At 60.6% G+C, this 24,296-nt stretch carries 20 protein-coding genes and 1 pseudogene; 14 read left to right on the top strand and 7 right to left on the bottom strand.

Annotated elements, in window-relative coordinates; genetic code table 11:
• A partial coding sequence (locus tag ACIOUG_RS10980) for a DALR domain-containing protein (protein ID WP_401065204.1) occupies window positions 1-541 on the top strand: 541 nt, incomplete at its 5' end.
• 62 nt (window positions 542-603) lie between these two features.
• On the opposite strand, the gene ACIOUG_RS10975 is transcribed toward ACIOUG_RS10980, so the two are convergent.
• Both ACIOUG_RS10975 and ACIOUG_RS10970 read right to left on the bottom strand, forming a co-directional pair.
• On the bottom strand, window positions 604-1,476 hold the full coding sequence (locus ACIOUG_RS10975) for an undecaprenyl-diphosphate phosphatase (protein ID WP_401065202.1): 873 nt from the start codon (window positions 1,474-1,476) through the stop codon (window positions 604-606).
• Window positions 1,477-1,704: 228 nt separating this feature from the next.
• On the bottom strand, window positions 1,705-3,555 hold the full coding sequence (locus ACIOUG_RS10970) for a sigma-54-dependent Fis family transcriptional regulator (RefSeq protein WP_401065199.1): 1,851 nt from the start codon (window positions 3,553-3,555) through the stop codon (window positions 1,705-1,707).
• A gap of 341 nt (window positions 3,556-3,896) precedes the next feature.
• Here ACIOUG_RS10970 and ACIOUG_RS10965 point away from each other — a divergent pair, with 341 nt between their 5' ends.
• Genes ACIOUG_RS10965 through ACIOUG_RS10940 form a run of 6 tightly spaced genes read left to right on the top strand, consistent with a single transcriptional unit; the run spans window position 3,897 to window position 9,843 of the window.
• On the top strand, window positions 3,897-4,991 hold the full coding sequence (locus tag ACIOUG_RS10965) for an ABC transporter ATP-binding protein (RefSeq protein WP_401065197.1): 1,095 nt from the start codon (window positions 3,897-3,899) through the stop codon (window positions 4,989-4,991).
• Complete coding sequence (locus ACIOUG_RS10960) at window positions 4,991-6,097, top strand: ABC transporter ATP-binding protein (protein ID WP_401065194.1); 1,107 nt, start codon at window positions 4,991-4,993, stop codon at window positions 6,095-6,097. The genes ACIOUG_RS10965 and ACIOUG_RS10960 overlap by 1 nt, the downstream gene beginning before the upstream one ends.
• Window positions 6,094-6,960, top strand: coding sequence for a carbohydrate ABC transporter permease (locus ACIOUG_RS10955; protein WP_102357787.1), 867 nt, complete (start codon window positions 6,094-6,096; stop codon window positions 6,958-6,960). Before ACIOUG_RS10960 ends, ACIOUG_RS10955 begins: the two co-directional genes overlap by 4 nt.
• 9 nt (window positions 6,961-6,969) lie before the next feature.
• On the top strand, window positions 6,970-7,770 hold the full coding sequence (locus tag ACIOUG_RS10950; RefSeq protein WP_329696776.1) for a carbohydrate ABC transporter permease: 801 nt from the start codon (window positions 6,970-6,972) through the stop codon (window positions 7,768-7,770).
• A gap of 10 nt (window positions 7,771-7,780) precedes the next feature.
• Complete coding sequence (locus ACIOUG_RS10945; protein ID WP_027614647.1) at window positions 7,781-8,053, top strand: DUF2160 domain-containing protein; 273 nt, start codon at window positions 7,781-7,783, stop codon at window positions 8,051-8,053.
• Between the two features lie 47 nt (window positions 8,054-8,100).
• Window positions 8,101-9,843 carry a carbohydrate ABC transporter substrate-binding protein gene (locus ACIOUG_RS10940; protein ID WP_401065190.1) on the top strand — a complete coding sequence of 581 codons (1,743 nt, stop codon included), beginning with the start codon at window positions 8,101-8,103 and terminating at the stop codon, window positions 9,841-9,843.
• A gap of 390 nt (window positions 9,844-10,233) precedes the next feature.
• On the opposite strand, the gene ACIOUG_RS10935 is transcribed toward ACIOUG_RS10940, so the two are convergent.
• Window positions 10,234-11,667: a heavy metal sensor histidine kinase gene (locus ACIOUG_RS10935; RefSeq protein WP_401065187.1), complete on the bottom strand. Its 1,434-nt coding sequence runs from the start codon at window positions 11,665-11,667 to the stop codon at window positions 10,234-10,236.
• Complete coding sequence (locus ACIOUG_RS10930) at window positions 11,664-12,338, bottom strand: heavy metal response regulator transcription factor (RefSeq protein ID WP_003223767.1); 675 nt, start codon at window positions 12,336-12,338, stop codon at window positions 11,664-11,666. Before ACIOUG_RS10930 ends, ACIOUG_RS10935 begins: the two co-directional genes overlap by 4 nt.
• Before the next feature lie 411 nt (window positions 12,339-12,749).
• On the opposite strand from ACIOUG_RS10930, the gene ACIOUG_RS10925 reads away from it, so the two are divergent.
• From ACIOUG_RS10925 to ACIOUG_RS10895, 7 genes are all read left to right on the top strand, one after another.
• Window positions 12,750-13,997 (top strand): TolC family protein, encoded by a 1,248-nt coding sequence (locus ACIOUG_RS10925; RefSeq protein WP_401065184.1) that lies wholly within the window; start codon window positions 12,750-12,752, stop codon window positions 13,995-13,997.
• A 48-nt stretch (window positions 13,998-14,045) separates the two neighbouring features.
• Window positions 14,046-15,239: an efflux RND transporter periplasmic adaptor subunit gene (locus tag ACIOUG_RS10920; protein WP_401065181.1), complete on the top strand. Its 1,194-nt coding sequence runs from the start codon at window positions 14,046-14,048 to the stop codon at window positions 15,237-15,239.
• Between the two features lie 15 nt (window positions 15,240-15,254).
• Window positions 15,255-18,401, top strand: a complete 3,147-nt coding sequence (locus tag ACIOUG_RS10915) for a CusA/CzcA family heavy metal efflux RND transporter (RefSeq protein ID WP_401065178.1) — start codon at window positions 15,255-15,257, stop codon at window positions 18,399-18,401.
• Between the two features lie 259 nt (window positions 18,402-18,660).
• Window positions 18,661-18,861 (top strand): co-regulatory protein PtrA N-terminal domain-containing protein, encoded by a 201-nt coding sequence (locus ACIOUG_RS10910; protein ID WP_064586991.1) that lies wholly within the window; start codon window positions 18,661-18,663, stop codon window positions 18,859-18,861.
• Window positions 18,862-18,927: 66 nt separating this feature from the next.
• Entirely contained in the window at window positions 18,928-19,260 is a 333-nt protein-coding gene (locus ACIOUG_RS10905) for a DUF2790 domain-containing protein (RefSeq protein ID WP_401065176.1), read from the top strand.
• Between the two features lie 197 nt (window positions 19,261-19,457).
• On the top strand, window positions 19,458-19,775 hold the full coding sequence (locus ACIOUG_RS10900; RefSeq protein WP_401065174.1) for a thioredoxin family protein: 318 nt from the start codon (window positions 19,458-19,460) through the stop codon (window positions 19,773-19,775).
• Window positions 19,776-20,181: 406 nt separating this feature from the next.
• The gene (locus tag ACIOUG_RS10895; protein ID WP_401065171.1) at window positions 20,182-20,562 is read left to right on the top strand and encodes a DUF6124 family protein; all 381 of its coding nucleotides are present in this window, start codon (window positions 20,182-20,184) and stop codon (window positions 20,560-20,562) included.
• Window positions 20,563-20,775: 213 nt separating this feature from the next.
• On the opposite strand, the gene ACIOUG_RS10890 is transcribed toward ACIOUG_RS10895, so the two are convergent.
• The 3 genes and pseudogenes from ACIOUG_RS10890 to nuoN form a co-directional block, all read right to left on the bottom strand.
• On the bottom strand, window positions 20,776-22,101 hold the full coding sequence (locus tag ACIOUG_RS10890) for an OprD family porin (RefSeq protein WP_401065169.1): 1,326 nt from the start codon (window positions 22,099-22,101) through the stop codon (window positions 20,776-20,778).
• Between the two features lie 425 nt (window positions 22,102-22,526).
• Window positions 22,527-22,622 (bottom strand): annotated as a pseudogene (locus tag ACIOUG_RS10885) (transcriptional regulator); the annotation flags it as partial.
• 268 nt (window positions 22,623-22,890) lie between these two features.
• Window positions 22,891-24,294, bottom strand: coding sequence for an NADH-quinone oxidoreductase subunit NuoN (nuoN, locus tag ACIOUG_RS10880; protein WP_401065166.1), 1,404 nt, complete (start codon window positions 24,292-24,294; stop codon window positions 22,891-22,893).
• Window positions 24,295-24,296 lie beyond the last annotated feature (2 nt).

Below are 24,296 nucleotides of genomic sequence, written 5' to 3'. Positions count from 1 at the left end.
CGACAAGTACCACCCGGAAGTCGTGCGTTACCTGCTGGTGTCGAGCCACTACCGCAGCGCGATCAACTATTCGGAAGACAACCTCAAGGACGCCAAGGGCGCACTCGAGCGTTTCTACCATGCGCTGAAAGGTCTGCCGAGCGTCGCTCCGGCTGGCGGCGAAGCCTTCGTCGAGCGTTTCACCACGGTGATGAACGACGACTTCGGCACGCCGGAAGCCTGCGCGGTGCTGTTCGAGATGGTGCGTGAGATCAACCGTCTGCGCGAGAGCGATCTCGACGCGGCGGCCGGTCTGGCGGCGCGTCTGAAAGAACTGGCGAGCGTGCTGGGTGTGTTGCAGCTGGAAGCCGATGACTTCCTGCAAGCGGGCGCCGCAGGGCGTGTCGATGCCGCTGAAGTCGACGCGCTGATTGCTGCACGGCTGGCGGCACGCGCCGGCAAGGACTGGGCTGAATCCGACCGCATCCGCGACCAGCTCACCGCCATGGGCGTGGTGCTGGAAGACGGCAAGGGCGGCACGACCTGGCGTCTGGCTGACTGATTGCCTGACCCGCGTTAAAACAAAACCCGCCGAGTGCGGGTTTTGTTTTTTCTGGCAGGGCCTTAGCTCAAGGCCCCGCTGCTGACCGCGACGATCAGGAAAATCCCCAGCACCGCGCGGTAGATGACGAATGGCCAAGTGGAGAATTTTTCCAGAAAGCGCATCAGGCCCCAGATCGCAAAGAACGCCGAGATGCTGGCGATCACCAGACCGAAAATCAGGTGTGCCCAAACGGCTGCCGAAAGGTCGGCATGGAACAACACCCACAACTCTTTCAGGCCGGCGAGGGCAATCGCCGGCAGCCCGAGCAGGAACGAGAACCGCGCCGCTTCTTCACGCTTGAAGTTGAGAAACAGTGCTGCCGTCAGCGTCGAGCCGGAGCGCGACACGCCGGGAATCAGCGCGCCAATCTGCGCAATGCCGACGATCAGCGCATCACGCAGACGCATTTCGTCGACGGTTCGCCGATGCCGGCAGGTGAGTTCGGCAGCGGCCAGCAGCACCGCCATGACCACGCAGGAAACTCCGATCACCATCAGGCCGCGCAGGGGCGAGTTGCAGGCGTTGAGCGTCGAGGACAGCGCTATGCCGGCAATGCCGATCGGAATCGTCGCCAACACGATGGCCACCGCGAGGATGAACCAGCGGTTATTGAAATCCCGTTGGCGCACCGCCTCGACGCTGCCACCGACCACTTGCCGGACGTCGCGCCAGAAATAACTGACCACCGCTGCCAGCGCGGCCAATTGCATCGCTGCAGAAAACGCCGAGCCGGGATCCGGCCAGCCGAGCAGGGCCGGGACGATGCGCATGTGTGCGGTGGAGGAAACGGGCAGCAGCTCGGTAATGCCTTGAATGATGCCGAGGAAGCCGATCTGCAGGTAGTCCAGAGAGGCGAAGCCGATATCGAGGCCGGTGGAACAGATGTTGGTCAAAGCACGTGTCCTGTGAGGATCAGGAGGAGGGAGGTGTCTGGATCAAAGGCATGGGGAAAAGCTGAAACATTTCGTCACAGTCTAGTCGGTTCGGTCAATGGGGGCGGTTTGATAGTGGTGTGGTGACAGGGCAAATGCCATCGCGAGCAGGCTCACTCCTACAATTGATCAGCTCCTGGCACAAATCCCTTGTAGGAGTGAGCCTGCTCGCGATTGACTGCGCAGCAGTCAGCTCTCCGCCTGGCGCAAGCGCTTGTAAAGGGTGTTACGACTAACCCCCAACCGCCGCGCCAGATGCGAAATATTCCCCCCAGCCGCCAGCAACTCGCGGTTCAACGCCTCGGCATCATTCAGATCAACCCCCAGCGGCGCTGCGACCTCAACCGGCTCCATCTCCAGATCGACAAAAAAATCATCCGGCAAATGCTCCGGCCGCACCGGTTGTTCCTCGGCCATCGCCAGCGCCACCTGCATCACGCTGCTGACCTGACGCAGATTCCCCGGCCATGGATGTCGGCTGAACAGCTCCAGCACCTCGCGGCTCAGCCCGGCCCATTGCGTCGGTTCGCGATGCTGCTCCCACAGGCGTTTGAACAGCGCTTCTTTATCACTGCGCTCTCGCAGCGGCGGCAGTTCCAGGGTCAAACCGCCAATTCGGTAGTACAAATCCTCGCGAAACCGGCCCAACTGCACTTGCTCGCGTAAAGAGCGGTTGGTCGCCGAGATGATCCGCAAGTCCACCGCGAACAACTCGCTGCTGCCCACCGGTTGCACGCAGCGCTCCTGCAACACCCGCAACAACCGCGCCTGAGTCGGCAGCGGCATGTCGCCGATTTCATCGAGGAACAGCGTGCCTTTGTCCGCCTTGCGGATCAGGCCGATGCTGCCTTTCTGGTTGGCGCCGGTGAACGCACCTTTTTCATAGCCGAACAGTTCGGACTCCACCAGCTCAGCGGGGATCGCCGCGCAGTTGACGGCGATGAATGCCTGTTTGCTGCGTGAGCTGGCCTGATGCAGGGCTTTGACGAAGACTTCCTTGCCGACCCCGGTTTCGCCGTGGATCAGCAACGGGATGTCTTTCTCCAGCAGGCGTTCGGCCTGGCGCACGGCTTTCTCGACGCGGCTGTCACCAAAATGCAGAGAGTTGAGGCTGATCGTTCCCGGCACTTTGATCGGCGCTGCGGCGGGCTTGGGTTCGGCAAATACCCGAGGCTGAATCGGTGCCTGTTGCGGTCGCTTCAGCAAGCACTGGAAGCGGTTGCGCCCCGAAGTCTGCAGGGCGAACGGCAAGCCGTCTGGCTGATTCATCAGTTCCAGCAACGACACGTTGAACAGGCTGTCGACGCTGACCCGCGACAGGCGCACGCCGAGCAGATTGTCCGCCCGCCGGTTGGCCGACAGCACTTGGCCGCTCTCATCGAAAATCAGCAGCCCGGCCCACTGACTGTCGAGGTTGTTCAACCCGGTGTTGAAGGTCAGTTGAAAGTGCTGACCGTGGAACAGGTTGAGGATCAGCCGGTTCTCCACGGTCTGACTCATCATCTTGACCATGCCCAGGGTGTGCGAGGGCGGCAGATAGCTGTCGCTGGACACGTCGAGCACCGCGATGACCTTGCGCTCGGCATCGAAAATCGGCGCGGCGGAGCCGGTCATGAAGCGATTGGCCTTAAGGAAGTGTTCATCGTGTTCGATGTGCACCGCTTGCTCGCAGGCCAGCGCAGTGCCGATCGCATTGGTGCCGCTGGAGCGCTCCATCCAGCTCGCCCCGGCGCGAAAGCCTCGGGCCAGGTTCGGCTCGATAAAGCGCTGAGTGCCCCACGAGGTCAGCACCTGGCCCTGATGGTCGGCGAGCATGATCAGGCAGTTGGAATTGCTGAGAATGTTCTCGTAGTACGGCAGCACTTCCTGATGGGTGGTCTGTACCAGCGCGTGGTGACGGTCGAGCAACTGCGCGATGCCGGCGGCAGGCAGTTGATCGAAGGCCGGAGCGCTTTGATGGTTGAGACCGAAGGCGCGGCAACGTTGCCAGGAGGTCTGGACAATCGCCTCGTGGGACAGCGGCGGGGCAGGTGCGGCCATGGCAGTGGGCCTCTGATGCAGCGTTTTTATTATTGTTATGAGCCACACATTTCCCCTGTAGGAGCTGCCGCAGGCTGCGATCTTTTGACTTTTGTTTTTTATGAACAAGATCAAAAGATCGCAGCCTGCGGCAGCTCCTACAGGGTGCGTGAACAGTTCATAGAGTGTTGTTCACGATTGTTCATTGTCAATCGCCCGACTGTTCAAATTTGTTCAGCAATGAACGCCCGTTTCCCGCGTTTTCAGCTCTTTTCACGACAAATCAACCACTTGCCATTTCTGGCACGAATGTCGCTCTGCTGCACAGGTCGCTTGACTCCAATAATAAAAAAGGCCGAGCCATGTCACTCACCCTGGAGCACGTCAGCCGTACCGTCGAGGGCCAGACCTGGATCGACGATGCCTGCCTGACATTCGAACCCGGATCCTTCAATGTTCTGCTCGGCCGCACGCTGTCCGGCAAGACCAGCCTGATGCGCCTGATGGCCGGTCTGGACAAGCCTGACAGCGGGCGGATCCTGATGAACGGCGTCGACGTCACCCAGCGCCCGGTGCGCCTGCGCAACGTGTCGATGGTCTATCAGCAGTTCATCAATTACCCGACCATGACCGTGTTCGAGAACATCGCCTCGCCGTTGCGCCAGGCCGGTGTCGCCAAAGACATCATCCACAGCAAGGTGCAGGAAACCGCGCGGATGCTGCGCATCGAAAAATTCCTGCAGCGCTATCCGCTGGAGCTGTCCGGCGGCCAGCAGCAGCGCACCGCCATGGCCCGGGCGCTGGTCAAGGATGCCGAGCTGATCCTGTTCGACGAGCCGCTGGTCAACCTCGACTACAAGCTGCGCGAAGAACTGCGCCAGGAAATGCGCGAGCTGTTCAAACTGCGCCACACCATCGCGATCTACGCCACCACCGAACCCAACGAAGCCTTGGCGCTGGGCGGCACCACGACGATTCTGCACGAGGGTCGAGTGATCCAGAGCGGCCCGTCGACCGCGGTCTACCACCAGCCGCAAACCGTGCTGGCGGCCGAGCTGTTCTCCGAACCGCCGATCAACCTGATGCCCGGCCGTATCGCCGGCAATGAAGTCAGTTTCGCCAACTTCGTGCACTTCCCGCTGAACGTCGATCTGCGCCCGGTGGGTGAGGGCGAGTTCCGCTTTGGCGTGCGCCCCAGCCATATCTCGCTGGTGCCGAGCAATGATGACGACCTGGAACTGGCAGTCACCGTCGAAGTGGCGGAGATCAGCGGCTCAGAAACTTTCCTGCACGTGCGCAACGAACATTTCCTGCTGGTGCTGCACCTGCCGGGGGTTCACGAATATGACGTCGATGCGCCGATTCGCATCTACATCCCGACTCACAAACTGTTCGTGTTCGATGCGCAGGGTCGTCTGGTGCAGGCACCGGGCCGGCGTGTCGCGAGGGTTGCCTGATGGCCGAAATCCGTTTGCAGCACCTCGCCCACAGCTACAGTAAAAACCCGAGCGGGCCAGAGGATTACGCGATCCGCGAGATGGACCACATCTGGGAGCAGGGCGGCGCTTATGCCTTGCTCGGCCCTTCGGGATGCGGCAAATCGACTTTGCTCAACATCATTTCCGGCCTGCTCAGCCCCTCGCAAGGGCATGTGTTGTTCGACGGCAAAGCGGTCAACGACCTGACCCCGGAGAAGCGCAACATCGCCCAGGTGTTCCAGTTCCCTGTGGTCTACGACACCATGACCGTGTTCGATAACCTGGCTTTCCCCCTGAGAAATCAGGGCATGGCCGAGGCGAAAGTGCACAGCAAGGTGCAGGAAATCGCCGAAGTCCTCGACCTGCAAAACCTGCTGAGCAAGAAGGCGCGCAACCTCACCGCCGACGAAAAACAGAAAGTCTCCATGGGCCGTGGCCTGGTCCGTGACGACGTCTCGGCGATCCTCTTCGACGAGCCGCTGACGGTGATCGACCCGCACCTGAAGTGGAAGCTGCGACGCAAGCTCAAGCAGATCCACGAGCAATTCAACATCACCATGGTCTACGTCACCCACGATCAGCTCGAGGCCTCGACCTTCGCCGACAAGATCGCGGTGATGTACGGCGGCCAGATCGTGCAGTTCGGCACACCCCGGGAATTGTTCGAGCGGCCGAGCCATACCTTTGTCGGCTACTTCATCGGCAGCCCCGGGATGAACCTGATCGAGGTGCAGCCGCAAACGGGTGGAGTCGGTTTCGCCTCGACGCACCTGCCGCTGTCCGACGCCTTGCAACGACACATCGAACACGGCCAATGGAAAAATCTGAAGGTCGGCATCCGCCCCGAGTTCATCCATGTCTGGGACGAGCCGTTTGACGAGGCGATGCAGGCGCGGGTGGTCCACGTCGAAGACCTCGGCACCTACAAGATCCTCACCCTCGACCTCGATGGCGCGCCGCTGAAGGTGCGCCTGACCGAAGACAAACCGGTGCCGCAGGGCACGGCGTACATCAGTTTCCCGGCGCAGTGGCTGATGGTCTACGCCGATGAATTTCTCCTGGAAGACACCGAGGTGCAGCCATGAACAAGGTGCAGAACAACAAGGCCTGGTGGCTGGTGTTGCCGGTGTTTCTGCTGGTGGCGTTCAGCGCGGTGATCCCGATGATGACCGTGGTCAACTACTCGGTGCAGGACATCTTCGACCAGTCCAGCCGCTACTTCGTCGGCGCCGACTGGTACAAGCAGGTGCTGCTCGATCCGCGCCTGCACGACTCGTTGCTGCGCCAGTTCATCTACTCGGCGTGTGTGCTGCTGATCGAAATCCCGCTGGGCATCGGCATCGCCCTGACCATGCCGACCAAGGGCCGCTGGTCATCGGTGGTGCTGATCATCCTGGCGATTCCGCTGCTGATTCCGTGGAACGTGGTCGGTACGATCTGGCAGATCTTCGGCCGCGCCGACATTGGCCTGCTCGGCTCGAGCCTGAATGCGCTGGGCATCAGCTACAACTACGCGGCCAACACCATGGACGCCTGGGTCACGGTGCTGGTGATGGACGTCTGGCACTGGACTTCGCTGGTGGCGTTGCTGTGTTTCTCCGGGCTGCGGGCGATTCCCGACGTGTATTACCAGGCGGCGCGGATCGACCGGGCTTCGGCCTGGGCAGTGTTCAGGCACATCCAGTTGCCGAAGTTGAAAAGCGTGCTGCTGATCGCGGTGATGCTGCGCTTCATGGACAGTTTCATGATCTACACCGAGCCGTTCGTGCTCACCGGCGGCGGGCCGGGCAATGCCACGACGTTCCTCAGTCAAACGCTGACGCAGATGGCGGTCGGCCAATTCGACCTGGGGCCGGCAGCGGCGTTTTCGCTGGTGTACTTCCTGATCATCCTGCTGGTCTCGTGGCTGTTCTACACCGCCATGACCCATTCCGACGCCAACCGTTGAGGCCCGGCCATGAGCAAAAGAAAACTTGTTCCGTTGCTGGTGTACATCCTGTTCGTGCTGGTGCCGATCTACTGGCTGTTGAACATGTCGTTCAAGAGCAACACCGAAATTCTCGGCGGGCTGACCCTGTTTCCGCAGGACTTCACCTGGCACAACTACAAGGTGATCTTCACCGATCCGAGCTGGTACAGCGGTTACATCAACTCGCTGTACTACGTCAGCCTCAATACGGTGATTTCGTTGAGCGTGGCGTTGCCGGCGGCGTACGCGTTCTCGCGCTATCGCTTCCTCGGTGACAAGCACTTGTTCTTCTGGCTGCTGACCAATCGCATGGCGCCGCCGGCGGTGTTTCTGCTGCCGTTCTTTCAGTTGTATTCGTCGATCGGGCTGTTCGACACGCACATCGCCGTGGCGCTGGCCCACTGCCTGTTCAACGTGCCGCTGGCGGTATGGATTCTTGAAGGTTTCATGTCCGGCGTACCCAAGGAAATCGACGAAACCGCGTACATCGACGGCTACAGCTTTCCCAAGTTCTTCGTGAAGATTTTCATCCCGCTGATCGGCTCCGGGATCGGCGTCACGGCGTTTTTCTGCTTCATGTTTTCCTGGGTCGAACTGCTGCTGGCGCGCACGCTGACCTCGGTCAACGCCAAGCCGATTGCTGCGGTGATGACGCGCACGGTTTCCGCTTCGGGCATCGACTGGGGCGTGCTGGCAGCGGCGGGGGTGTTGACCATCCTCCCGGGGATGCTGGTGATCTGGTTTGTTCGCAACCACGTGGCCAAGGGCTTTGCTCTGGGTCGGGTCTGAGGAACGCATGATGGAATGGATGAGCTGGACCACCCCCACGGCGGGGTTCTTTATCGCCATCGGCCTGCTGCTGGTGGGCATGACCACCTGGGAATTGCGCTCGCCGAGCATCCTGCGGCGAGGTTTTCTGCCGATTGCCACCACCCGTGGCGATCGCTTGTTCATCGGTCTTCTCGGCAGCGCCTACCTGCATCTGCTGGTAATCGGCGTCACCGACTGGAGCATCTGGGTAGCGTCCGCGCTGTCTCTGGTGTGGCTGTTGGTTGTGATGCGCTGGGGCTAGTCGAGTCGCTCGGCAATCGTGCTCCGAAACTCTAACTGGAGGTCTCTATGTTCGATAAAAACAATAAGCTGCGACATAGCATTTCATTGGCAGCCATGCTCGCACTCAGCGGTTTGAGCGCATCTGCCTGGGCCGATGCTTACGAAGACGCGGCGAAAAAATGGATCGGCAGCGAGTTCAAGCCGTCGACCCTGACGGCGGATCAGCAGCTCGAAGAATTGAAGTGGTTCATCAAGGCCGCCGAGCCGTTTCGCGGCATGGAAATCAAAGTGGTTTCAGAGACCCTGACCACCCACGAATACGAGTCCAAGGTACTGGCCAAGGCCTTCACCGAAATCACCGGGATCAAGCTCACCCACGACCTGCTGCAAGAAGGCGACGTGGTCGAAAAAATGCAGACGGTGATGCAGTCGGACAAGAACATCTATGACGGCTGGGTCAACGACTCGGACCTGATCGGCACGCATTTTCGCTACGGCAAGACCGAGTCGATCACCGACCTGATGGCCAACGAAGGCAAGAACTTCACTTCGCCGACCCTCGACATCAAGGACTTCATCGGCATCTCGTTCACCACGGCGCCGGACGGCAAAATCTACCAATTGCCCGACCAGCAGTTCGCCAACCTGTACTGGTTCCGCGCCGACTGGTTCGAGCGCGCGGATCTGAAAGCCAAGTTCAAGGAAAAGTACGGCTACGAATTGGGCGTGCCGGTGAACTGGTCGGCCTATGAAGACATCGCCAAATTCTTCAGCGAAGACGTCAAGGAAATCGACGGCAAGCGCGTCTACGGGCACATGGATTACGGCAAGAAAGACCCGTCGCTGGGCTGGCGCTTCACCGATGCCTGGTTCTCCATGGCCGGTGGCGGCGACAAGGGTTTGCCCAACGGCCTGCCGGTGGACGAGTGGGGGATTCGCGTCGAGGACTGCCATCCGGTCGGCTCCAGCGTGACCCGCGGCGGCGACACCAACGGCCCGGCGGCGGTGTTCGCCACGCAGAAATACGTCGACTGGCTCAAGGCCTACGCGCCACCGGAAGCGGCGGGCATGACCTTCTCCGAGTCCGGCCCGGTGCCGTCGCAAGGCAACATCGCCCAGCAGATCTTCTGGTACACCGCGTTCACCGCCGACATGACCAAACCGGGCCTGCCGGTGGTCAACGCCGACGGCACACCGAAATGGCGCATGGCACCGTCGCCGCGTGGGCCTTATTGGGAGGAGGGCATGAAGCTCGGGTATCAGGACGTGGGTTCGTGGACGTTCATGAAGTCCACGCCTGAGAAACAGAAACTCGCGGCGTGGCTGTACGCGCAGTTCGTCACCTCGAAAACCGTGTCGCTGAAGAAAACCATCGTCGGCCTGACGCCGATTCGCGAGTCGGACATCAACTCGCAGGCGATGACCGATCTGGGGCCGAAACTCGGTGGTCTGGTCGAGTTCTACCGCAGCCCGGCCCGCGTGCAATGGACTCCGACCGGGACCAACGTGCCGGACTATCCGCGTCTGGCGCAACTCTGGTGGAGCCACATCGCCGAAGCGGCCAGCGGCGAGAAAACTCCGCAACAGGCGCTGGATGGCCTGGCCAAGGATCAGGACGCGATCATGACGCGCCTCGAACGCTCCAAGGCCCAAGCGGTGTGCGCCCCGAAAATGAACCCGGAACGCGATGCGCAATACTGGTTCGACCAGCCGGGCGCACCCAAACCGAAACTGGCCAACGAGAAGCCGAAGGGCGAGACCGTGAGCTACAACGAACTGCTGAAATCGTGGGCGGATGCGCGTAAGTAAAGGCTGAAATGTGCAAGGCGAACGGCACCGCAAGGTGCCGTTTTTTTTGTTGCCTGTGCCATTGCTATCGCGAGCAGGCTCACTCCCACAGAGGTTTGCGGCGTACACCGCATCAGTGGACGACACAAGAACCTGTAGGAGTGAGCCTGCTCGCGATAGCGCTGTGTCAGACGAAAAAAATCGCCTGACCCGCCGCCATCGCTTGCAGGCAAGCTCCCACAGGTTTTGTATTGCCATCAAAGTCCGGGTTCACCGCGATTCACTGTAGGAGTGAGCCTGCTCGCGATAGCGGAGTGTCAGACAACAAAGATGTGACTGAGCCGCCGCCATCGCTTGCAGGCAAGCTCCCACAGGTTTTGTATTGCCATCAAAATTCGGGTTCACCGCGATTCATTGTGGGAGCTTGCCTGCAAGCGATGGGGCCGTGGATGTCACCGCGGGAAAACCGAGGCGGAACACGGTCATGACACCGGGCAAGCTCTTCACCTCCGCCACGCCCTGATGCAGGCTCATGATCGAGCGCACAATCGCCAGCCCCAGCCCGGTGCTGCCTTGTGAGCGCGAGCGGGCGCTGTCGACGCGGTAGAAACGGTCGAATAGGTGCGGCAGGTGTTGCGCCTCGATGCCGGCACCGGGATTGCTGACCAGCAGTGAAGCCTGCGTCGCGCCTTGCTCGATCAGCAAGGTGATGGTTTTGCCGTTCGGGCAATGCCGCAGCGCGTTGGACAGCAGATTGGAAATCGCCCGCTGGATCATCAGCCGATCGCCCAGCACCAATGCGCTGCCAACAACATTCAAGTGAATCTGCTTGTCCTGCGCCGACAGCGAAAACATCTCCGCGACCTTCGCCGCTTCCGCCTCCAGCGCCACCGATTCAAACGGCGCCAGCGCCGACGGATGACTGACCTGCGCGAGAAACAGCATGTCCGAAACAATCCGCGCCACGCGCTCCAGCTCCTCGATGCAGGACACCAGCACGTCTTGGTATTCCTCGGTCGTGCGCTCGCGAGACAGTGTCACCTGAGCCTTGCCCATCAGGTTATTGATCGGCGTGCGCAGCTCGTGCGCCAGATCATCGGAGAACTGCGACAGCTGCTGCACCCCGGCATCCAGCCGATGCAGCATGAAATTGATGCCCTGCGCCAGCTCGCTCAGCTCCTGGGGCATGTTCACCACCGACAGCCGATGATCCAGATCCTGAGTCGAGACCATCGCCGCCACTTTGCGAAACTCACGCATCGGCGCCAACCCGCGCTGCACCGCGCCCCACGCCGTCAGGCCGATGAACACCAGCAGCAGCGGCAGGGCAATCAATGTCGAGCGCAGATAGGCGCTGAGCAGCGCCTGATCATGCGCGTTGTCCATCGACAGCAGCACCGGCACGCTGCTGCCATCCTTGAGCCGAATCAGCTTCGACGCGGTGAGGAATTTCGCGCCTTCGGCATCGCTGCTGTCGCTGTAGGCCAACTGCTCGGTGGCGGCTCGTACCGCGCGCAATTCGGCACGCGGATCCTTCAGCCCTGAACCGGATTTGAGCAGCGGCGAGCGCAGATTCGAGCGGTCATAAATCGTCAGCGTCAGGTTGTCATGGCCCATGACCTGATCGAGCAGAATGTGCGGCTTGCCGCTGACTTCATTGGCGTCGACGTACAGCGACAGGCTGTGCTCCACCTGCGCCATCTTCTTGTCCAGGCTGTCGCGCGACAGCGCATTCAGCTCATGAGTCAGGGCGAAATAGGCGAGGATCGCCAGAAACACCACCAACAGCGCGCCGAGAATACTCACGGTCAACCCGAGGCGCATCGACAGGCTGGCCGGCTTCATTCCCGCGCCTCCAGCACGTAGCCGACACCGCGCAGGGTGTGGATCAGCTTGTTGTCGAACGGGTCATCAATCTTCGCGCGCAAGCGCCGGATCGACACTTCGACCACGTTGGTGTCGCAGTCGAAATTCATGTCCCACACCAGCGAGATGATTTGCGTACGGGTCAGCACCTCGCCGGACTGGCGCATCAGCAAGTGCAGCAGGGCGAATTCCTTGGTGGTCAGGTCGATGCGCTGCTCGCCACGAAACGCTCGATGGCGGCCTGGATCGAGTTCCAGATCGGCGACTTTCAACACCTGCGGCACCGGGATGTTTTCGCTGCGGCGCATCAGGGTGCGCACCCGTGCCAGCAACTCGGGAAACTCGAACGGCTTGACCAGATAGTCGTCGGCGCCCAGATCCAGCCCACGGATCTTGTCTGCCAGACGCCCGCGCGCGGTGAGCATCATCACCCGCGTGGAATGAGTGCGGCGCAGTTGTTCCAGCACGCCCCAGCCGTCCAGTTCCGGCAAGTTCACGTCGAGAATGATCAGGTCATAGGCCTGCTGTTGCGCCAGATGCAATCCATCGGCGCCGGTGGCGGCGTGGTCGACGATATAGCCACTTTCGGTCAAACCCTGATGCAAGTATTCGGCAGCTTTAAGCTCGTCCTCGACGACAAGGATTCGCATGATCTTTCACCACTTTTATTTAAGGGATATTTAATTAAGGTGGCCGGGAAAGTTGTTGTTTTTGTAAGGTCTTCCGGACGGAGTTCAATAAGTGAATGTGCGCACGGTAAAGGCTGTAGTGGCTACAGGGTCAACGACCAGCGCCTTTAAATCGGCCATCTGCGACAGCCTGTCGCAGCTTGAATGCACCCGCATACATGTATTGCATTCAGGCAAGTGCTGTTCGGCAGATAACTACCGAGTATTTGTTTCCATGTATTGCGGCAAAGCCGTTTGCACTTCGCATCCTAGAACAAAACAACTTTGCCAAACCGTGGATAACGGATTTGTAATGTTCCAGTCACCTTGTCGATAAGTTCAAAACCCTAACGTGGCGGCATCGAAAAATCCTGAATTAAAGGAAGTCTTCCATTGCCCGGTTTAATCGAACTGACGGCGCGATCACGCCTGAAAAAAACCGCCAGCGGCCTCTTGTTGTTGGCGTGTAGCAGCCTTGCCAGCGCAGCGACCCTGACGCTGGATCAGGCGCTGCAAAGTGCCTTCGCCGGCAACCCGGATCTTGCCGCCGCGCAGTGGGAAATCGGCATAGCCGAGGGCGATCGGCAACAGGCTGGACTGATCCCCAACCCCGAGGTGTCGTGGGAAGCCGAAGACACCCGACGCAACTCGCGCACCACCACGGTGATGCTCAGTCAGCCGATTGAACTGGGCGGTAAACGCGGTGCCCGGATTGACGTTGCCAGCCGTGCGCAGGACGCCGCCGGCATCGAGCTGGAGCGCAAGCGCAATGCCTTGCGCGCCGATGTGATTCAGGCGTTCAACAGCGCGCAAACCGCGCAGCAACGCTTGCAGCTGTCGCGTCAGTCGCTGCAACTGGCCGAGCACGGTTTGCGCGTTGCACAGGGGCGCATCGAGGCCGGCAAATCGTCGCCGGTCGAAGGCACGCGAGCGCAAGTGCAGCTCTCGGAAGTGCGCCTGGAGGTGAGCCGCGCCGAGCGCGATCAGGCCAACGCCTATCAGCAACTGGCGCAAGTCATGGGCGCACCGCTGCCGACCTCGACCAATGTGCAAGCCGCGACGCAAAACCTCGCCACGCTGCCGCCGCCCAGTCGTTTGCTCGAGCGTCTGAACCAGACCGCCGAACTGCGTCTGGCGAAACTGCAGATCGATCAACGCGAAGCATCGTTGGGCCTGGAAAAGTCGCAGCGCATTCCTGACCTGACCGTGAGCATCGGCAGCCAGTACAGCGAAACCGAGCGCGAGCGGGTCAACGTGGTCGGTCTGTCGATGCCGATTCCGCTGTTCAACCGCAATCAGGGCAACGTGCTCGCCGCCGCACGGCGCAGCGATCAGGCGCGGGATCTGCGCAACGCCACCGAGCTGCGTTTGCGCACCGAAGTCCAGACCAGCCTCGAGCAATGGCAGACCGCCAATGGCGAAGTCAACGCGTTCAATCAGACCATCCTGCCCGCCGCGCAAAGTGCGGTGGACAGCGCTACTCGCGGTTTCGAAATGGGCAAGTTCGGTTTCCTCGACGTGCTCGACGCCCAGCGCACCCTGATCGCCGCGCGCAACCAATACATCCAGGCCGTCAGCGAGGCGACCGACGCCCGCGTGCGCCTCGAACGGGTCTTCGGCGACCTCAGCGTCAGCCCTTGAATTTCACTTTCAGACAACTGCGCGATGGCACGGCGCAGAGGAGTTTCCATGGATAAAAAACTGCTGGTGGTCGCGGTGGCGACTTTGGCGCTGGGCATTGGCATCGGCTCGATGTGGCCGGCCAATTCAAATATCGATGCGCATGCCGATGAGGCTTCCGAACATGCCGATCACGCCGAGGAGGGTGTTGCCGCCGAAAGCGAACATGCCGAAGAAGGCCACATCGAATTGAGTACCGAGCAGATCGCGGCGGCAGGCATTCAACTGGCCGAGGCGCGGGCGCAGAGCATCAGTCTGGGCCTGTCGTTCCCCGGCGAAGTGCGCTTCGACGAGGACCGCACGGCGCACGTCGTGCCGCGCGTGCCGGGGGTGGTCGAGTCGGTGGCGGTCAACCTCGGGCAAGCGGTGAAGAAGGGCCAGTTGCTGGCGGTAATCGCCAGTCAGCAGATTTCCGATCAGCGCAGCGAACAGGCCGCCGCACAACGGCGCTTGGCGTTGGCGCGCACCACCTACGAGCGCGAGAAAAAACTCTGGCAGGACAAGATCTCCGCCGAACAGGATTTCCTCCAGGCCAAGCAGGCGCTGGAAGAAGCGGAAATCGCCATGAACAACGCCCGGCAGAAAATCAGCGTGCTCAGCGGCAGCATGGTCGCCACCGGCGGCAATCGCTACGAACTGCGCGCGCCGTTCGACGGCGTGGTGGTGGAAAAACACCTGACACCGGGCGAGGTGGTTGATGAAACCACCGCCGCGTTCACCCTTTCGGACTTGTCCCGTGTGTGGGTCACGTTCGGCGTTTCACCCAAGGACCTGACCCAGGTGCAGGTGGGCAAAGCGGTCACCGTCAGTGCGCCGGAATTGAAAGCCGAAGTGAGCGGCAGCGTGGCTTACGTCGGCAGTCTGCTCGGCGAACAGACGCGCACCGCGACCGTGCGCGTGACGCTGGAAAACCCGCAGGGCTCCTGGCGTCCGGGGCTGTTCGTCACCGCGCTGGTGGCCACCGAGAGCCGCCAGGCCAAAGTCGCCGTGCCGGAAACCGCGATCCAGACCGTCGAGGACAAGCCCACGGTGTTCGTGCGGACCGACGACGGCTTCAAGGCGCAGACGGTGGAACTGGGCAGCCGTGCCGCCGGCCACGTGGAAGTCACCCACGGGCTGGAACCGGGCGTGCAAGTCGCCAGCGCCGGCAGCTTCGTCCTCAAGTCGGAGCTGGGCAAAGCCTCGGCCGAGCACAGTCATTAATTCTGGAAGGTCCCCATGTTCGAACGCCTGATCCAGTTTGCCATCGAGCAGCGCATCATCGTGCTGCTCGCCGTTCTGCTCATGGCCGGCCTCGGCATCGCCAGTTATCAAAAACTGCCGATCGACGCCGTGCCCGACATCACCAACGTCCAGGTGCAGATCAACACCGGCGCCGCCGGGTTCTCGCCGCTGGAAACCGAGCAGCGCATCACCTTCCCGATTGAAACCGCGATGGCCGGTTTGCCGGCGCTGGAGCAGACCCGTTCGCTGTCGCGCTCCGGGCTGTCGCAGGTCACGGTGATCTTCAAGGACGGCACCGACCTGTTCTTCGCCCGCCAACTGGTCAACGAGCGTTTGCAGATCGCCAAAGAGCAATTGCCCGAAGGCGCGGAAGCGGTGATGGGGCCAATCTCCACCGGCCTCGGCGAGATCTTTCTGTGGACGGTGGAGGCGAAGGAGGGCGCGTTGAAGGACGACGGCACGCCCTACACGCCGACCGATCTGCGGGTGATTCAGGACTGGATCATCAAGCCGCAGTTGCGCAATGTGCCGGGTGTCGCCGAGATCAACACCATCGGTGGGTTTGCCAAGGAATACCAGATCGCGCCCGATCCGAAACGCCTCGCCGCGTACAAGCTCACCCTCACCGATCTGGTCACGGCGCTTGAGCGCAACAACGCCAACGTCGGCGCCGGCTACATCGAGCGCAGCGGCGAGCAGTTGCTGATCCGTGCGCCGGGGCAAGTGGCGAGCACCGAGGACATCGCCAACATCGTCATGGCCAATGTCGACGGCACGCCGATCCGGGTGAAGAACGTCGCCACGGTGGAAATCGGCCGTGAGTTGCGCAGCGGCGCGGCCACCGAAAACGGCCGTGAAGTGGTGCTCGGCACGGTGTTCATGCTGATCGGCGAGAACAGCCGCACGGTGTCGCAAGCGGTCGCGAGCAAGCTTGAACAGATCAATAAATCCCTGCCTGTCGGGGTGATCGCCGTGCCGGTTTACGACCGTACCCACCTGGTCGACAAAGCCATCGCCACGGTGAAAAAGAACCTGATTGAAGGCGCGATTCTGGTGATCGCGATTCTGTTCCTGTTCCTCGGCAACATCCGCGCCGCGTTGATCACGGCGATGGTGATCCCGCTGTCGATGCTGTTCACCTTCACCGGCATGTTCAGCAACAAGGTCAGCGCCAACTTGATGAGCCTAGGTGCGCTGGACTTCGGCATCATCGTCGACGGCGCGGTGGTGATCGTCGAGAACACCCTGCGCCGTCTGGCGCATGCGCAGCAACATCACGGGCGCTTGCTGACCCGTGCCGAGCGTTTCAAGGAAGTCTTTGCGGCAGCGAAAGAGGCGCGGCGACCGCTGATTTTCGGCCAGTTGATCATCATGGTGGTGTACCTGCCGATCTTCGCCCTGAGCGGCGTCGAAGGGAAAATGTTCCACCCGATGGCGTTCACCGTGGTCATCGCGCTGCTCGGTGCGATGCTGCTGTCGGTGACCTTCGTCCCGGCAGCGATTGCGCTGTTCGTCACCGGCAAGGTCAAGGAAGAAGAGGGCGCGGTGATGCGCGGCGCACGTCGGGTGTATGCGCCGGCGCTGGCCTGGGTCATGGCGCATCGCACGGTGGCCGTGGGCGCGGCGTTGGCGGTGATCGTGCTCAGCGGCGTGCTCACCAGCCGCATGGGCAGCGAGTTTGTGCCGAGCCTCAGTGAAGGCGATTTCGCCCTGCAGGCGCTACGCGTGCCGGGTACCAGCCTGACGCAGTCGGTGGACATGCAGCAGCGCCTGGAGACGCTGATCCTGGCCAAAGTGCCGGAGGTCGAGCGGGTGTTCGCCCGCACCGGCACCGCGGAAATCGCTTCCGACCCGATGCCGCCGAACATCTCCGACAGCTACGTGATGCTCAAGCCGAAGGAGCAATGGCCAGACCCGAACAAGTCCCGCGAAACCCTGATGGCCGAGTTGCAAGCCGCTGCCGCGACGCTGCCGGGCAGCAACTATGAACTGTCGCAGCCGATTCAGTTGCGCTTCAACGAACTGATCTCCGGTGTGCGCAGCGATGTCGCGGTCAAGGTGTTTGGCGACGACATGGACGTGCTCAACGCCACGGCGGCGAAGATCGCGGCGGCGATGCAGAAAGTCAACGGCGCGTCTGAAGTGAAAGTCGAGCAGACCACCGGCCTGCCGGTGCTGACCATCAACATCGACCGCGACAAGGCGGCGCGTTACGGCCTCAACGTCGGCGATGTGCAGGACACCATCGCTGTGGCCGTCGGCGGGCGTCAGGCCGGCACCTTGTATGAGGGTGATCGGCGTTTCGACATGGTGGTGCGTTTATCCGACACGATGCGCAAGGACATCGACGGCTTGTCGGCGCTGCTGATTCCGGTGCCGGCGCTGAGCGGTGCGGCGAATCAGATCGGTTTTATCGCGCTGAAGGACGTCGCCAGCCTCGACCTGGTGCTGGGGCCAAATCAGGTCAGCCGCGAAAACGGCAAGCGCCTGGTGATCGTCAGCGCCAACGTGCGCGGGCGCGATATCGGTTCGTTCGTCAGCGAGGCGGGTGCGCTGATCGAGCGCGAGGTGCAGGTGCCGGCCGGTTACTGGACCAGTTGGGGCGGGCAGTTCGAGCAACTGCAATCGGCGGCCAAGCGCTTGCAGATCGTGGTGCCGGTGGCGTTGCTGCTGGTGTTCGGGTTGCTGTTCATGATGTTTAACAATTTGAAGGACGGCTTGCTGGTGTTTACCGGGATTCCGTTTGCCTTGACCGGCGGGGTGATGGCGCTGTGGCTGCGGGACATTCCGTTGTCGATTTCCGCTGGCGTCGGGTTTATCGCGTTGTCCGGGGTAGCGGTGCTCAACGGGTTGGTGATGATCGCGTTCATCCGCAATTTGCGTGAGGAAGGGCGCACACTGACGGAGGCGATCAACGTCGGTGCACTGACGCGCTTGCGGCCGGTGTTGATGACGGCGTTGGTGGCGTCGCTGGGCTTTATTCCGATGGCGTTGGCGACCGGCACCGGTGCTGAAGTGCAGCGGCCGCTGGCAACCGTGGTAATCGGCGGGATTCTGTCCTCGACGATCCTCACATTGCTGATCTTGCCGGCGCTGTACCAGATCGCCCATCGCCGGGATGAGGACACCGTCCCTACCTGACTGTGAACACAACCCCTGTGGCGAGGGAGCTTGCTCCCGCTGGACTGCGCAGCAGGCCGCGCTTTTTCAAAGGAAGAGCGAGGGCCGCTGCGCGCCCCAGCGGGAGCAAGCTCCCTCGCCACAGGTATTTCTCAGGCCTGACATTTTCTGTGTGGCTGCCGCGCTTGCCACATTACGGATATGTAATTCCCCCGCCACCGTCACGATAGGTTCACCTTGTTACCTTGATCCCGTCAGTTACTTAAACGAGGAATCAACCATGAAATTCGCCCCACTGAGCACCTTCGCAGCCGCCCTGATGCTGTCGTCGCTGGCCATGGCCGAAGGCGGTGGTGACCGCACGTTCGACCGCATGATGAGCGCCAACGACCGCGCCGTAGAGCTGTTCGTCGCCAAGGAGCAGGCCCGCGACCCGGTCGTCGTCAACGAGAAGAAAGACGACAAGACTAAAGACCTGTAAGCGCATCGCAAGGGAACAAGCCCGTTGCCGCCTGCCGATGCCGGGCTTTTTGATGGAGGGGTAAACATGAAGTTGATCAAGTTAATGGCCTGCGCCGGCCTCATGGCGATATCGGTAAATGCACTGGCCGAAGGCGGCGGTGATCGCACCTTCGAGCGCGCTTTCAACGCCAACGCCAAAGCCATGGAGCAATACGCGGCCGAGCGCGGCAAAGCGGCGCCGGTGGTCAAGGAATACGAATACGGCATGCAGCTCGACGTGGTGAAAATCGTCAGCGTGGTTAAGCCGCAGCCGGCCTGCTCGGTGGTCCCTACCGCCATGACCTACGAAGACTCGCAAGGGCAACTCAACACCCTCAAGTACAGCGTGGCCGGCGTGTGCCGCAACAGTGGTGGCTAATTGCTGCGACATGAGCCTGCATTTGGACATTGATTCGACGGAATACAGTTACACGTTGCTGAGAGGCATTTGGCATAGATACAACTTCAATTGAGCCTAAAAACTGTCAACTCTGACAGTTGCCCCAATGTCTGATCGAACCAAGAGTGAGAGTGGCATAAACAACTTCAATCACTCTGCATATAGAAGGCAATTTTATGGGCACTCCAGTAGATGTGTGCAATGACCTCGATTTCGAATCCGTAGTTTTACAAAAATCCAGGCCCACCTTCGTGATGTTCTGCGCTACGTGGAGCGGTCCTTCAAAAGAAATGGCGATGAAGTTCAAGCAGGCAGCCCGCAGTTGTTCAGCCGATGTGGGCTTCGTCATGTTGGATGTCGATGAAAGCCCTCAAATGGCTCAGAGATTTGAGGTCACTAACGTTCCTACAACTTGCGTATTCAAGAATGGCACAGTGGTAGCGACGCTAGCTAACAACGCTCAATTGACTGCCTTTATTGATAGAAATATTTAGCGCACAAGAAGTGATTGGTGGGCGAATTTCTTGAGGGCCGAGATTAAAAGCGGCTCTTGCGCGTTCTGTATTTCATTTCGGGATGTTTAAGGCGGTGTGGAAAAAGCAGAACCTTCCCACAATGTTTTCAGGTTGTCCGTCGGACGTCCGCTCTCTAGCCTGTGTGGGTCGCTGCCAAATCAGCGATCGGGATTGGAACCCCTCGGTTTAACTGACGCAAAACGCACCGTTCATGACGTATGCTTGCGCACTTTCATGTGTGCACTCCGTTATGGCGGCTGTGCGCGGGAGACTTCGAGTCTGTCGGGTTTTGCTCAGTTGCCCGAGTTCCAACCTGCGTACAGCTGCCACCCCTTCGCGTGGAACCGAAAGGGCCAGCTCCACCGTCAAGCTGAGTGCAAAAATTATGAAAAAGCCAACACCCAATCCGCCTGAAACAGACACGTCTGTAGACTCCGATCCAACATCCCCCTACGCCGCCATCGACACCCACAAACTTCACGAAGCCGCCGACCGCGCCCTCGACTACTACCTCAACCCCGCACCGCCCATCATGGCCACGCCATACACCGCCAACGCGCTGTTTCTGGTCAACCCCAACGCCGACACCGAATCCCTGCTGGCCAACGCCTGCGAATCCCTGGCCTCGGCCACGGTAATGCTCGGCGACTTCGCCGCGCTGCTGGAGGGCACGCATCGCAAGACGCTGTTGGGGATTGCACAGGTGGTCATGCTCGGCGAGCTGGCGGTGAACAAGGCACTGGATAACGTCGAACCCAGCGCATAACCCCTGTGGGAGCGGGCTTGCTCGCGAAAGCGGTGTGTCATTCAGCATTGATTTCGACTGACACGGCCCCTTCGCGAGCAAGCCCGCTCCCACAGTTTTCTGCGGCGTGATTTCGGGGAGGCATAAAAAAGGCGTCCCGAAGGACGCCAAAAAATTCACCTCTGACCAAAGGAGCAAGGAGCTTCTAAAAGGTGAATGTATTGCTCGGTAAACTCAGAGAATCGCCAGCGGGTATTCGACGATTACCCGCACTTCATCCAAGTCGGATTCGAACGCTGTGGCGCGGGTGGTGGCCTGGCGCAAGCGCAGCGACAGGTCTTTCATCGAGCCGCTTTGCACCACGTATTTGACTTCGACGTCGCGCTCCCAGCGCTTCTGGTCGGTCAGCGGATTGCCTTCGGCATCGCGGCGCATGTACACGGCGTTGGCGTTGGAATAGTCGGCGTCGGTGCCACGGGCGTAACGGGTCATGAACGACAGACCGGGTACGCCGTAAGGGCTCATGTCGAGGTCATAACGCACCATCCACGAACGCTCTTTCGGCGAGTTGAAGTCGCTGTACTGGATCGAGTTGTCGAGGAAGATCGAGTCCGACTGGCGCAGGTAATCGAAGTCATCGTTGCCGTTGTTGCGCTGGTGGGAGAGGGCGACGGAGTGCGCGCCGAGTTTCACCCCGACCCGGCCGCTCCAGATGTTGTTGTCGAATTGGCCGAGCAGTCGTTTGCCTTCGTCGACTGCCTTGTAATAGTTCAGGCCGCCGAACAGCGACAGGTCGTCCGACAGCGGATAGGTCCATGCGGTGCCGGCGTAGTACTGGTTCCAGGCATCCTTGAGACGACTGGAGTACAGGCTGAAACTGAGGTTTTTGTTCAGCACGTAGTCGCCACCGCCGTAAGCGATCCACGGCGAATTGACCGGGCCCGCGTAGAACGTGGCGAAGTTTTCGCGCATGTCGCTCGACACCGGTTGGCTCATCGCATGCAGGCGTCCGCCCTGAATCGACAGACCGTCGATGCTGGTGTTGGTCGCCGTCACCCCACGAAAGCTTTCCGGCAACAAGCGCGAGTCACCGGCGGCCACCACCGGGTTGGCCGGGAACACATCACCGACCTTGACCACGGTGTCGAAGGCCCGCACTTTGGCGGCACCACCGATCTTGGTGTATTCATCCCGCGCCTGGCCGTCACGGTTGACCGGCAGCACATCGAACGAACTGCGCCCGCCGTTGCGCCCGTCACCGGTGTCGAGTTTCAAGCCGAGCATGGCAAACGCATCGACCCCGACCCCGACGGTGCCTTGGGTGAAACCGGATTCGAACTTGCTGATCACTGCATGCGCCCAGGCTTCGGAATAACCGTTGCCGGTGGGGCTGGACTGGCCATTGCGATGATCACGATTGAAATAGAAGTTGCGGTTGAGCACCGTCAGGCTGCTGCCTTCGACGAAGCCCTCAGGCTGGTCTTCTGCAAACACCATGGACGGCCCGGCGCCGACCACCACCGCTAAAGCGGCCATCGACATTTTTGTATTGTTAACCATCAAACACTCCTTGGGTTCGGCAGAACGGGAACGTGCGTCGGCGTGGTTTTATTGTTCGACGGGCAAAGGCCCGCCGGCATTGGTCGCCGGATCACATCGTTGCAAGCTGCGGATAACGCCAAGGTGATGCGGGCATTACAATTTCGTCATGTGGTTATATGGATTGAGTGAACGCCACATAAACCTGTGGGAGCGAGCCTGCTCGCGAAAGCGGAGTGTCAGGCACTGAAGATGGGGATGTGCCGACGCCTTCGTCGGAACGCCGCCCGGAGCACGCTCGCTCCCACAGTGGGTTGAGTGAGTCTGATAGATCACATGAGAGCAGATGTGGCTTTTTATCGTTCGAAGGTATCCAGCAAACTGTGTGATAGAGAGGCATCAGTTTCGGCGGGAAGAATGAGTTTGCCCTTCGTGTCGCCGATCCGTTTTACACGCGTCTTCTTCAAGGTAATTTTGCCTTGGCGTTCTTCGGCTATCGCATCAAGGCCATCCATCAACTCTGAAAAAATATCCCGCTTCATGGTTCGTGGATCTCCACTTGATAGGTGATCCTCAAATTTAACCGCAATTACCTTCTGCAGAATGTCAGCCATTGCTCACCGCTTTGCAGGCAAATTCCTAGAAAGGGGGAGCGTTATAAGTCAAAAGATCGCAGCCTTCGGCAGTTCCTACAGACCGCATACCATCCCAATGTAGGAGCTGCCGAAGGCTGCGATCTTTTGACGTTAAATCCCGCAAAAACAAAAACGGCACCCGAAGGTGCCGTTTCCGTTTCCAGCCAGCCGAATATCAGCCCGCCAGACCCGCCTGCTGAACCAGAGTCAGCAATGGCTGCGGGTACACACCCAGGAAGAACGCGACCAGGGCGATGGCCAGCAGCATTACGCCGCCCGCCTTCTGTTCCCAGTGCAGCTGGGCGTCGTGGCGGCGCAGGTTCGGTTCGATCAGGTACAGGGTGACCATCACGCGCAGGTAGTAGAAGACGCCGATGGCGCTGCCCAGTACCAGCGAACCGACCAGCCACCATTGGTGCGACTCGACACCGGTGGCGATGATGTAGAACTTGCCGATAAAGCCGGCAGTCAGCGGGATACCGGCCAGCGACAGCATCATCACGGTCAGTACGGCGGTCAGGTACGGACGGCGCCAGAACAGGCCGCGGTACTCGTACAGCGCGTCGGCGTCACGGCCGTTGTACGGCGAGGACATCAGGGTGATCACGCCGAACGCGCCGAGGCTGGTGATCACGTAGGTGACCAGGTACACGCCGATGGCTTCCACCGCCAGACCCTTGCTCGCCACCAGGGCAATCAGCAGGTAACCGAAGTGCGCGATGGACGAGTAGCCGAGCAGACGCTTGAGGTTGCTCTGGGTCAGGGCCAGCAGGTTACCGAACAGGATCGAGGCAACGGCGATCACGCTCAGTACGTCGCTCAGTACACCACTGCTTGCGGCAGGGGAGATCTGGAACAGACGCACCATCACCGCGAACACGGCAACCTTCGAAGCGGTGGCGAGGAACGCGGCCACCGGTGCCGGAGCACCTTCGTACACGTCCGGGGTCCACAGGTGGAACGGTACCAGCGACAGCTTGAATGCCAGACCGATCAGCATCATGCCCAGACCCAACTGCGCCAGCGAGCTCGGCAGGTTGGTCGTAGCCAGCGCCTGACCGATACCGTTGAAGCTCAGGGTGCCGGCGTCAGCGTAGAGCAGGGCCATACCGAACAACAGGAACGCGGAACCGGCGGCCGACAGCACCATGTACTTGATGCCGGCTTCCAGCGAACGCTTGTTGAAGAAAGCATAAGCCACCAGACCGTAGACCGGCACCGACAGCAGTTCCAGACCGATGAACAGGCCGGCCAGGTGCTGCGCGCTGACCAGAACCAGACCACCGGCGGCGGCCATCAGGATCAGCAGGTACAGTTCTTCACGGTTGCCCGGGTAACCCGAACCGCCATCGCCGAGGTAGGCGTGGGCGAGGGTTACACAAGCGAGGGTGGCGACCAGAATCAGCGCCATGTACAGGCAGGCGAAGGTGTCGACTTGCAGCAATGGCGTCACGGCCAGAGGCGCGACTTTCAGGGCTGGCAGGATCAACAGCAAGGCCAGGTTCAGACCGGCGACCGAGATCAGGAAGGTCTGCGAGTGGTTGCGGCGCCAGGCGATTGCCAGCATCACCACGATAATGG

Source organism: Pseudomonas sp. NPDC087803, assembly GCF_044742995.1.
Taxonomy (GTDB): Bacteria; Pseudomonadota; Gammaproteobacteria; order Pseudomonadales; family Pseudomonadaceae; genus Aquipseudomonas.
This window is presented reverse-complemented; position numbering and strand designations above follow the sequence as displayed.